9 protein-coding genes are annotated in these 10,765 nt (G+C 59.4%); 7 read left to right on the forward strand and 2 right to left on the reverse strand.

The window, feature by feature from the left end; translation table 11 throughout:
* The first annotated feature begins 15 nt into the window (after positions 1–15).
* From F6S12_RS02965 to leuS, 6 genes are all read left to right on the forward strand, one after another.
* On the forward strand, positions 16–987 hold the full coding sequence (locus tag F6S12_RS02965) for a RimK family alpha-L-glutamate ligase (protein ID WP_052914305.1): 972 nt from the start codon (positions 16–18) through the stop codon (positions 985–987).
* Between the two features lie 51 nt (positions 988–1,038).
* On the forward strand, positions 1,039–1,830 hold the full coding sequence (locus F6S12_RS02970) for a gamma-glutamyl-gamma-aminobutyrate hydrolase family protein (RefSeq protein WP_077933630.1): 792 nt from the start codon (positions 1,039–1,041) through the stop codon (positions 1,828–1,830).
* On the forward strand, positions 1,820–3,028 hold the full coding sequence (locus F6S12_RS02975; RefSeq protein WP_053150007.1) for a hypothetical protein: 1,209 nt from the start codon (positions 1,820–1,822) through the stop codon (positions 3,026–3,028). The genes F6S12_RS02970 and F6S12_RS02975 overlap by 11 nt, the downstream gene beginning before the upstream one ends.
* A 45-nt stretch (positions 3,029–3,073) precedes the next feature.
* A complete protein-coding gene (locus F6S12_RS02980; protein WP_052914315.1) occupies positions 3,074–4,285 on the forward strand; it encodes an aminotransferase class V-fold PLP-dependent enzyme in 1,212 nt (403 codons plus the stop codon).
* Between the two features lie 15 nt (positions 4,286–4,300).
* The gene (locus F6S12_RS02985) at positions 4,301–5,665 is read left to right on the forward strand and encodes a glutamate-cysteine ligase family protein (protein ID WP_053150011.1); all 1,365 of its coding nucleotides are present in this window, start codon (positions 4,301–4,303) and stop codon (positions 5,663–5,665) included.
* Between the two features lie 90 nt (positions 5,666–5,755).
* A complete protein-coding gene (gene leuS / locus F6S12_RS02990; RefSeq protein ID WP_315868702.1) occupies positions 5,756–8,545 on the forward strand; it encodes a leucine--tRNA ligase in 2,790 nt (929 codons plus the stop codon).
* Positions 8,546–8,618: 73 nt separating this feature from the next.
* Here the strand turns inward: leuS and F6S12_RS02995 are convergent, their stop codons facing one another.
* On the reverse strand, positions 8,619–9,365 hold the full coding sequence (locus tag F6S12_RS02995; RefSeq protein WP_015634734.1) for a 3-oxoacyl-ACP reductase family protein: 747 nt from the start codon (positions 9,363–9,365) through the stop codon (positions 8,619–8,621).
* 123 nt (positions 9,366–9,488) lie between these two features.
* Here F6S12_RS02995 and F6S12_RS03000 point away from each other — a divergent pair, with 123 nt between their 5' ends.
* The gene (locus F6S12_RS03000) at positions 9,489–10,412 is read left to right on the forward strand and encodes a LysR family transcriptional regulator (RefSeq protein ID WP_047336124.1); all 924 of its coding nucleotides are present in this window, start codon (positions 9,489–9,491) and stop codon (positions 10,410–10,412) included.
* A 36-nt stretch (positions 10,413–10,448) separates the two neighbouring features.
* On the opposite strand, the gene F6S12_RS03005 is transcribed toward F6S12_RS03000, so the two are convergent.
* The coding region (locus tag F6S12_RS03005; protein WP_315868703.1) for an aspartate/glutamate racemase family protein at positions 10,449–10,765 on the reverse strand (317 nt) is incomplete at its 5' end.

Below are 10,765 nucleotides of genomic sequence, written 5' to 3' on the forward strand. Positions count from 1 at the left end.
CGCGGAGATTGTGCGATGAGCACTTCAGCCAGAAGTCGTCGTTCGGTAGTACTGTGGATGTATGAAAACGACAACGGCCATATTCCCAAGCAAATGCTTCGTGAGTTGCTTGAGGAAAAAGGCTTTGTGGTTTTTTCCGATTTCGACATGCGCCAATGCCATGTCATTTCCGGGAAGGTCTATACCGCCTGTGGGCGCTGCCTCAGTGAGTTCGATGCCCTGTTTCATATGAACGCCGATGAGCAGTCGCCGTATCAGGCCGATATTCTTCGGGCGTTGCAAGACAGCGGCGTAGTAGTGGTGAACGAGTGTGTTTCATTCTTCAACTGTCGCGACAAGTTCAAGGCCAACCAGCTGTTGCGCATGCATGGAGTGAACGTACCCGACTCCGCACTGCTGGGTAGCCAGATTGATGATGCGGTCATTCACCAACTCTTTGCGCGCTGGGGCAGCCTGGTCTACAAGCCCCGCTCGGGCCATGGGGCCGTGGGCGTGATGCGCTTTGTGGAGGCTGAACAGTTCATCGACTTCATCCAGGCGACGGCGCACTTTCTCGGTGATTACTACGTTGAGCAATACATCGAGTTTGGCGATTACGATTGTCGGGTCGAGATCTTCAACGGCGAGTTGATGGGCGGCTACAGCCGCAAGAAGAAACACAGCTTCAAGACCAACATTTCCGCGGGCGGTGAAATGACGCCGCGCATCCTGGGGGGCGAAGTTGAAGTTGCGCTCAAGGCCGCCCAGGTGTTGGGAATCAATGGGACGATCGTCGACATGGTGCAGTCGACCGCCGACCGCAAGTTCTATGTCCTTGAGGTCAATCCCTTGCTGGGCATCTTCGTCGAATCGGCCATGCGTGCCGGCACCAAGATGCCCGATACCGAGCCGGACCAGCGTTACTCCTATGACCGACTGAAGCTGGACTCGATTGCCAGCTACCTCGATGCGCTGCCTGCGCGCCAGTCACTGACGCCGACGCCATGAAGCCTGGGCACTGCGCGTAGGCGCTGTGCAGGTACCTATTCAGGGAATTGAATGATGCAGCCCGTTATTCTCATCAGCGCCGCACGCCAGCGGCTGGCTATCAATCACTCCGCTGCCTTGGCGATGAATGTTCTCAATTGCAGTTTCACCGAGCTGCTGATCAGCCTGGGCTGTGTTCCGCTGGTGGTGGTGCCGGGGATGCCCGTTGAGGCGTTGGAGCGCCTGTTCGCCATGGCCGATGGACTGTTGCTGGGCTCCGGTCAGGACCTTTGTCCGAGCCATTACGGCGAGGATTGCGAGGTCAGCTATTCGGCGCAGGTATCAGGGGTTGGCGAGCCTTACAAGCGGCCGCTGATGCTCAGTCCCGACAAGGATCGTGACGTACTGGAGTTGGCCTTGTACCGGCAGGCCAGGTCACGACAGCTACCGATTCTCGGCGTTTGCCGAGGCCTGCAATTGATCAACGTTGCCGAAGGCGGCTCGCTGTATCAGGAGATCCCCGATCGAGGGGTCGAGCACGGGATCGACCCCGATGGCTGGATCAACTATCACCCTGTGGACGTCGACCCGCAGAGCCGGCTCTATCGGATTATCGACAAGCGCAGTTTCAGCGTTTCGTCGGTGCACCACCAGGCGATCAAGCGCCTGGCGCCAGGCTTGAGAGCCTGCGCGAGGGCTGCCGATGGGGTGATCGAGGCGGTCGAGCTGGCCAGTCACGAGCATTTCGTCCTGGGGCTGCAGGGGCATATAGAAAAGACCCTGCTCAATCATCCCGAGCACCTGCAGATATGGAAAACATTCGCCAGTGAGGCTGCCACAAGGAGTCGGCAACATGTCAATTGAACACTTCCAGGTGCCCCTTTATCAGCCTTTGATGAAGCGCCTCGATTTATTCTTCAAGGCGGGCGACCCCGCCGGTATTCCGCTGCTGGACAAGAAGGCAATCATTTCCGGGTTTCCTGGAAACTTCATGACCCAGGCGATGCGTGTCGGCATCGAGGGCGGCGATGTGGAGTTCGCCAATACCTCCGGGAGCAGCTCCCAGATTCTCCAGATCATTCGCTACAAGGGCTGGTGGGGACGTGAGTTCACGCGCGCCTATCAGCGGGTGGCGGACATGGTTGGTTATTCGATGGAGCATGACAGGAAAGCAGTACTGACGACGGCGGCCTGTTCCGCGGTGTCGTGCTTTCTTGACGACCCGGACTACCAGCAGCGCATCCACAATGGGGTGCTGAGCCTCAATACGCATCCGGACCCTACGCGCTGGACGCTCACCGATATCCAGCGCATTGATGCGGAACTGCGGATGTTTGCGCCAAAGCTACTGGAGATAGATCCGACCTATCTCGCGATCTTCCTGAGCAAGCGTGCGCAGTACCGGATTACTGAGCCTCTGTACATCCCTGACTACATCGCAGCTTCCTACGAGTACATGACCGCCAATGTTCGCCGGCTCATCGAGAGCGCCTATGGTTTGCCGGTTCTGAGCATGTATGGCTCGACGGAGCTGGGCGTACTGTTCATGCAGAACCGCAGTGGCACTTTCGTCCGTTGTGGCCACGACACATTGGTCGAACTCAAACCGTACCTGGCCCGGCGCAATCTGTTCGAGTTGATTGTCACGTCCTGGAAAAACCCGCTGATGCCTTTGTTGCGCTATGCCACCGGGGATCTTGTCGAAGTGCCGGAAGGTGAGTGGTCGAATAGGGTCTTCGGCGCCGTGGATGACATTCCTTTGCTGAAGCTGCATGGCCGTATCAGGGACTGCCTGGTGACCGATGATGGGGAGCTCAAGACCCTCGCCGATCTTGATGAGCTGTTCGCCGTTTCCGCGCCTTGGGTCCGGCAGTATCAACTGCAGGTGACCGAGCACAAGGTCACGCTGTTTTACGTTTCCGATGTCCCGGAATACGACGCCGACCTGCCGGCCGTTGAGCGGTGCCTGCGTGGCTGGTTTGGCCGCATGCGTACTGTTGAATCAATGGCCGTTCCAAGCATTGCGCCACAAGCCTCGGGAAAGTTCGCGATTATCAAATAGCGGGTCCGTGAAGAGTCGTCCCTCAATAAAAAAAGAGAGAATGTTATGCAAGCCTTGGATGTGAAATGCATGGTGTTGCCGGATGCGCGCAGTGACTTTCCGTTCTTTCGGGATAATCAGCGGATCTACCTGGACAGTTCATCCACCTCGTTGAAACCCGCGTCGGTGATCAGCGCCATCACTGATTTTTACCTGCATGCCGGTAGCAATGTCGGGCGCTCCAATCATCAGTATGCTCAGTTGTCCACCCAACTGTTTGAGTCGTCGCGCAACAAGCTGGCCTGCTTTCTGGGGTGCAGCGCCGATGAAGTGGTCTTTACCGCCAATTGCACGGACTCGATCAATCTGCTCGCCCATGGGCTGGCGTTGGGCAATGGCGACCATGTCGTGGTTTCGCCCCTGGAGCACCATTCCAATCTCCTGCCCTGGTTGTCCAGGTGTCGAGTCACGGTTGCCCGTCTGGATCAGAACGGTTGTATCGACCTGGATCATCTGGATTCGTTGCTCGCCGCCGATCCGGCCCGTCTGGTCGCGGTCTGCCACGCATCGAATGTCACCGGCAACGTGCAACCCGTCAGGCAGATCTGTCAGATCGCCCGGGCACGGGGGGCGTTGAGCCTGCTGGACGCGGCGCAGACCGTTGGCCATATCCCGGTCAATGTCGGGCAGATCGGTTGTGATTTTCTCGCCCTTTCCGGGCACAAGATGTTCGGCCCCTCGGGGGTTGGCGTGCTGTACATGCGGCGTGATCTGCAGGCGTCGATGCAGAGCTATCGCTATGGTGGCGGCATGGTCAACAAAGTGGGGCAGGGTGATGTCAGTTATCAATCCGGCCCCGGTCGGTTCGAGGCCGGCACGCCGAACATTGAAGGGGCCATCGGGCTGGGGGCGGCGGTCGACTATATAAACAGCTTGGGCGGGCAGTGGGTTCAAGACCACGATGAGGATCTGGAGCGCTATTTCCTGTCGCAGATTCAATCGGTGCGCAATATTGAAATCGCCTTCCCCATCGGGCCGCAGCACCTGCCGATTTTTCCTCTGGTTGCCGTCGGCAAGGTGGATATCGGATTTGTCTCGCGGATTCTTTCCGATCGTTACGACATTGCACTGAGTTCCGGCTACCAGTGCAACCAGCCGCTCTACCGCAACAGTGGAATTAATGGCGCCTTGCGGGTCTCGATGCATCTTTACAACAGTCGCAAAGATATCGACACGTTAGTGATGGCACTCACTGATCTCCAGGATCTGCTGGCTTAGTAGGAGGAAATCAATATGGCCGCTGAATTGCTGGAAGTATTGGGCGCAAGAGCCATCACCAAGGAAGATTGTATTGCCTATTTTCATCGGCATATCAAACGCCGGACTTCGGCATTGATCGGACTTGAATACGAGTTGATCCTGATTGATAAGGCGACTTCCCTGAGTGTGCCGTTTTTTGGCTTGCGCAGCCTGTCGAGCATCTTCAAGGGCTTGCTGGGATACGGCTACTCGCCCGTTTATGACGATGGCTTGATCATCGGTTTGAGGCGCGGCGGCACGGTCATCAGCCTGGAGCCTGGTGGCCAGGTGGAGTTCTCTTCATCGGCGTTGCGTCTGGTGTCCGATGTTGTGATCGAACTCGAAGTGTTTCTGCGGGAACTGGATCGGGTCTGCCAGGGCCTGGCCATTTCGTTGCTGCCCATCGGTTATCGGCCCTACGGGGGCGTGGCGTCGGTGGCGACGGTGCCGCGTACTCGCTACTTGCACATGATGCCTATCCTGGAAAAGGTCTCGGGGGCCTCGGCCGGGCAGAAGATGACGGCCTCGATGCAGATTTCCGTCGACTACTTCTCCGAGCAGCATGCGGGCAAGTTGTTGCAGTTGGGGGTTGCCTGTCAGCCTTACATCGTCGCCTTGTTCGCCAACTCTCCGTACTTTTCGGCGGTCACCAGCCGCTATAAGAGTCATCGGATGCATGCCTGGACCCAATTCGATCAACAACGCTCCGGGATTCCCGAGTTCATGTTGCGCGCACACTTCAGCGCCCATGCCTTTGAGCACTATGTTGACTGGGCCCTGGAGAAACCACTGCTGTTCATTCAGCGTGAAGGGCAGTTGATCCACATGAACGACCTGAGTTTTCGCGACTACATGCGCCTGGGGGCTGCCTCGGGCGCTGCCACGCTTCAGGATTGGATCATGCATCTGGGTACCCTCTACCCTGAGGCCCGGCTGAAGAACATTGTCGAGTTTCGCTCGGCCGATACCTGTGCACCTCACTTCGCCGCTTCACTCGCGGCCTTCTGGAAGGGCCTGGCCTATAGCGAAGAGGCGCTTGATGCCGCGTTGGACATGCTCGGCGCGCAGGCGCCTTCCGAGTTGAATCGCAAGTATGCCCAGGCGGCGGAGTTCGGCATGGCCGGGGTCGATGGGGCGGGAAACTCGCTGGCCGAAGGGATTGGACGCCTGGTCGGGCTGGCCGCCCAGGGGTTGCAGTATCAGGGAGCATCCAAGCTTGAGAGCGGTTATCTGCAAGCGCTGAACGAGATGATCGCAACTGGGCAATCTGCGGCAGATCTAATGCTCAACAAGGGTGTACCTATATGCTTGGGCGCAAACCCGAAAACAGCTTATTCGAACATTAAATGCGTCTCCTAAAGCAATCTGCCGCGCGTTGCGAATGGTAGTCGACTGTAATATATTCCGCCCTCGTAAATGAGTGCGTGCGGCATTTTTCAGGAGTTGTTCATGAAGACGGAAAGTATCAGGAAGATAGAAGATAAATGGCTCGCTCGCTGGGAAAATGAAAAGCATTACTCCGTTGAACTAGATACTTCTCTGCCTAAATATTATTGCCTTGACATGTTTCCTTATCCTTCGGGTGCCGGTCTGCATGTTGGGCATCCGCGCGGATATATTGCGACTGACGTATATAGTCGTTTTAAACGAATGGCCGGTTTCAATGTTTTGCATCCCATGGGTTTCGACTCTTTCGGATTACCCGCGGAACAGTATGCAATCGAAACCGGACAGCACCCAAGAGTAACCACTGACAAGAACATTGCCACGTTCAAGTCGCAGTTGAGAAAACTGGGTTTCTGTTATGACCCGGACCGCGAGATCAAGACTTCCGATGCTCAGTACTATCACTGGACGCAGTGGATATTCTCCCAACTGTTCGACAGTTGGTTCTGCCTCGATACCCACCAGGCCCAGCCTGTCGATACCCTGATCCAGCGTTTTGAACAATCCGGCAATGCCGGGGTGAATGCCTGGTCTGATTCGCGGACCACAACCATCAGCGCGCAACAGTGGGCCGCTTTCTCGCCTTTGCAGCAGTCGGAGTTCCTGATGAACTACCGATTGGCGTATCGCGCCGACTCTTATGTGAACTGGTGCCCGGCCCTGGGCACGGTGCTGGCCAACGACGAAATCAAGGACGGTTTTTCCGAGCGGGGTGGCCACCCGGTTCAGAAAAAGATGATGAAGCAGTGGATGCTGCGGATTTCCGCCTATGCCGACCGCCTGCTGGAGGGGCTCGATAGCCTGGATTGGCCGGAAGCCTTGAAGGACATGCAGCGCAACTGGATCGGCAAATCCCAGGGCGCGGAAATTGATTTCCAGGTGCGTGATTCGCAGATCGCGATCAAGGTCTTTACCACCCGCCCCGATACGCTGTATGGCGCGACGTTCCTGGTGCTGGCGCCTGAGCATGATGCCGTCGAGGCAATCACCTCAGCGCCTCTCAAGCTTGCAGTGGCCAATTACCGCGAAGAAGCGGCCTTGCGCTCCGAGCGCGAACGGATGGCCAAGGCCGAGCGGATCACCGGCCAGTTCACCGGCGCCTACGCCGTCCACCCCTTGACCGGCGAAAACCTGCCGATCTGGATTGCCGACTACGTCCTGGCCGATTACGGCACGGGCGCCATCATGGCGGTACCTTCCGGAGACCAACGGGATTTCAACTTTGCCCAGGCCTTCGATCTGCCCGTGGTGCATATCTATGAGGGGGCAGAGCAGGCCGCCAAGCCGTTCCTGATCAATGAAGGCCGCCTGATCAACTCTCAGGAAGCCACGGGCATGCTGCGTGCCGAGGCCACCGAGTGGATTCTGCAGCGCCTGGTGGCGACCGGAACCGCCAAGCGCACCTTCAATTACCGCATCCGCGATGCGATTTTTGGCCGCCAGCGCTATTGGGGCGAGCCGATCCCGGTGTACTACGACGAGCAGGGCATTGCTCGCGTGGTTCCCGAGCAGGACCTGCCGGTGACCCTGCCCGATATCGAGGCCTTCCTGCCGACCAGCGAGGGTGAGCCCCCCTTGGAGCGAGCCAGTAGCTGGCGCTACCGCGGCTTTAAGTATGAAACCACCACCATGCCCGGTTGGGCCGGGTCGAGCTGGTACTTCCTCAGGTACATGGATCCGACCAACAGCCATGAGCCCGTGTCGAAGGAGGCGCTGGCCTACTGGCAGGCCGTGGATCTGTATGTCGGCGGATCCGAGCATGCCACCGGCCACCTGCTGTACTCGCGCTTCTGGACGCATTTCCTCAAGGATCGCGGCTTGCTGAGTTTTTCCGAACCCTTCAAGCGGGTCCTGTGCCAAGGCATGATCCTCGGCGTCTCGGCGATCATCTATCGGGACAAGGCGACCCATGAATTCGTCTCCGCCGATCTCAAGGACGGGCGGGACGTTCAGCCGCTGTATGTCGATATCAGCATGGTGAATGACAAGAACCAGGTGGATATCGACGCTCTTCGCACATGGCGCCAGACCTACACCGAAGGCACGTTTGTCTGCTCCAAGGGCGTGTTCCTGTGTGATCGCCTGTCGGAAAAGATGTCCAAGTCCAAGTACAACGTGGTCAACCCCGATGACCTGATCGAGGTCTACGGGGCCGATACCTTCCGCCTGCATGAAATGTTCCTCGGGCCGATCGACCAGACCGCCATCTGGTCGACGCAATCCATCGATGGCCCGCACAAGTTCCTGCAGAAGGTCTGGCGCCTGTTTCTGGACGAGGAGGGCGCGGTGATCGTGGATGACCTTGAGCCCGGCGACGAGGAACTCAAGGCGGTGCACACGGCGATTGCCAAGGTGGGGCGTGCCACCGAGGATATGTCCTACAACACTGCGATTGCCGCTCTGATGATCTGCGTGAACCAGCTCAGCGTCTTGCAGTGCCATAAGCGTGGTGTGCTGGAGCTGTTGCTCAAGCTGTTGCACCCCTATGCGCCGTTCATTACTGAAGAGCTGTGGTCCGAGGCGCTGGGGCACTCGCGGTCGATCCTTGATTGCGGCTATCCCGTCGCCGACGAAAGTGTGCTGTATGAGGCGCAGTTTGAATGCCCGGTCTCCATCAATGGCAAGTTGCGGACTCGCATCATGCTGCAGCGGGGGATGACGGAAGAGGCGGTGAAGGCTCAGGTGCTGGAGGATGCAACGGTGCAGCGCTGGCTGTCTGGCGGGCGCTTGCTGAAGTTCATCTTTGTGCCTGATCGAATCATCAACATCGTATGCGCCGCGAACCCTGATTGATCCTGCGCACCGGTTGCACGCCGGCCGGGCCGGGGCGTAGAGCCCCGGCCCGGCTTTTTTATGCGGGTGAGGATCAGGCGCCGAAGCCACCGTCGATAGTCAGGCTGGCGCCGGTGATGTAGCCCGCTTCGGCACTGGCCAGGTAGGCGACGAAACCGGCGACTTCCTCGGCATGGCCATAACGGCGGATAGCCATCAGGTTCATCAGGCTCGCGGCGAAGTCACTGTCCGCCGGGTTCATGTCGGTGTCCACCGGGCCGGGCTGGACGTTGTTGATGGTGATGCCCCGCGGGCCCAGGTCCCGGGCCAGGCCCTTGGTCAGGCCCACCAGTGCGGCTTTGCTCATGGCGTAGGGGCCGCCACCGGCGAAGGGCATGCGGTCGGCGTTGGTGCTGCCGATGTTGATGATGCGCCCACCTTCGCCCATGTGTCGTGCGGCTTCCTGGGTGGCGATGAATACGCTGCGCACGTTGATCGCCAGGGTCTGGTCGAAGTCCTCCAGCTTGAACTCGTCCAAGGGTGCGATGGCCAGCACCCCGGCGTTGTTGACCAGGATATCGAGGCGGCCAAAGGTCTTGACGCTGTCGTTCACTGCTCGGCGGATGGCCTCGGCGTCGGCGCTGTCGGCGTGGATCGCCAGGGCCTTGCCACCCTTGGCGATGATGCTGTCCTGCAGGGCCTGGGCCTTGCTCGCCGAACTGACGTAGGTAAAGGCAACGCTGGCGCCTTCTGCCGCCAAGCGCTCGACAATGGCTGCGCCAATGCCACGGGAACCGCCTTGGATCAAGGCTACTTTGCCGCTGAGGTCATATGTGCTCATGTGCTTCTCCAGAGATTCAAGGCCGGGTGCCTTGTGCTTGGAGCGAGTATCTGCCGCTGGTTAGCCTCTGAGTAGCCGGTAATCCCTATACTCTGTGTAAACCAGAAGTTTAGAGTGGCTCTTATGGAAGCCTTCAGCAGTATCGAATGTTTTGTCCGCAGCGCTGAAGTCGGCAGCTTTGCCGAGGCGGCGCGGCGGCTCGGGCTGACCCCGGCGGCGGTGGGCAAGAGCGTGGCCAAGCTGGAAACCCGGGTTGGTGTGCGCCTGTTCCAGCGCAGTACCCGGCGCCTGACCCTGACCGAGGCCGGCCACCTGTTCCTCGCGGAAGTCGCCGACAGCCTGCAGACCATCCAGAACGCGGTCAGCACCCTGGCCGATGCCCAGGGGCGCCCGGCGGGGACGCTCAAGGTCAGCATGGGTACAGTGTTCGGCGGGCTGTACATAGTGCCGATGCTCGGCGCCTTTTTGCGCCGCTACCCGGATATTCATCCCGACTGGCATTTCGACAACCGCCAGGTGGACCTGATCGGCCAAGGTTTCGATGCGGCCATTGGCGGCGGTTTCGAATTGCCCCAGGGAGTGGTCGCCCGGCGACTGTCACCGGCTCACCGGGTGCTGGTGGCAAGTGCCGATTACCTGCGGGGGCGGGCACCGATCAACGGGCCCGAAGACCTGCGGCATTGCCGGGGGATTCTTATCCGCTCCCCCCAGACCGGGCGCATCCGCACCTGGCAGATGACCGGTCGGGGAGGGCTGATGTGCCCGCTGGAGCTCAAGGCCAGCATGACCATGAGCGATTCCGAGGCCGCCTGCATCGCCGCGGCCCAAGGGCTGGGCCTGGCCTTGGTGAGCATGCCGTTTGCCGTCAATTACCTGCGTTCCGGGGCCTTGCAACGGGTGCTGCCGGACTGGTACGTGGACGATGGCTTTACCTCGATCTACTACGCCGAGCACAAGATGCTCCCGGGCAAGACGCGGGCTTTTGTCGACTTCGTCATTGAGCAGTTCGCCGAGCAAGGCCTGGCTCAGGCCTTCAGCGCCTTGTAGGAACCGGCCTGTCGACGACTCTAGGTACCGCCGGCCTCAGCGCCCCGCCCGCAAGGGCCAGCCCAGCACTCGCTTGGGCCGGGGCGTGGCATAGGTGCGTACCTTGGAGGTGGATAGCCCCAGACGCACCAGGGACTCGGCAATGGTCACTGCTGCCGTTACTCCGTCCACCACCGGCACCCCGGTGCGCTGGCGAATCTGTTCATCCAGGCCGGCCATGCCGCCGCAGCCCAGGCAGATGACTTCGGCCTTGTCCTCGGTCACCGCCCGTTCGGCCTGGCGCACGATGGCTTCCACGGCGCGCAGCGGGTCTTCCTCCAGCTCCAGTACCGCCAGGCCGCTGGCCCGCACCG

Source organism: Pseudomonas sp. JV245A (assembly GCF_032424515.1).
GTDB lineage: Bacteria > Pseudomonadota > Gammaproteobacteria > Pseudomonadales > Pseudomonadaceae > Aquipseudomonas > Aquipseudomonas protegens.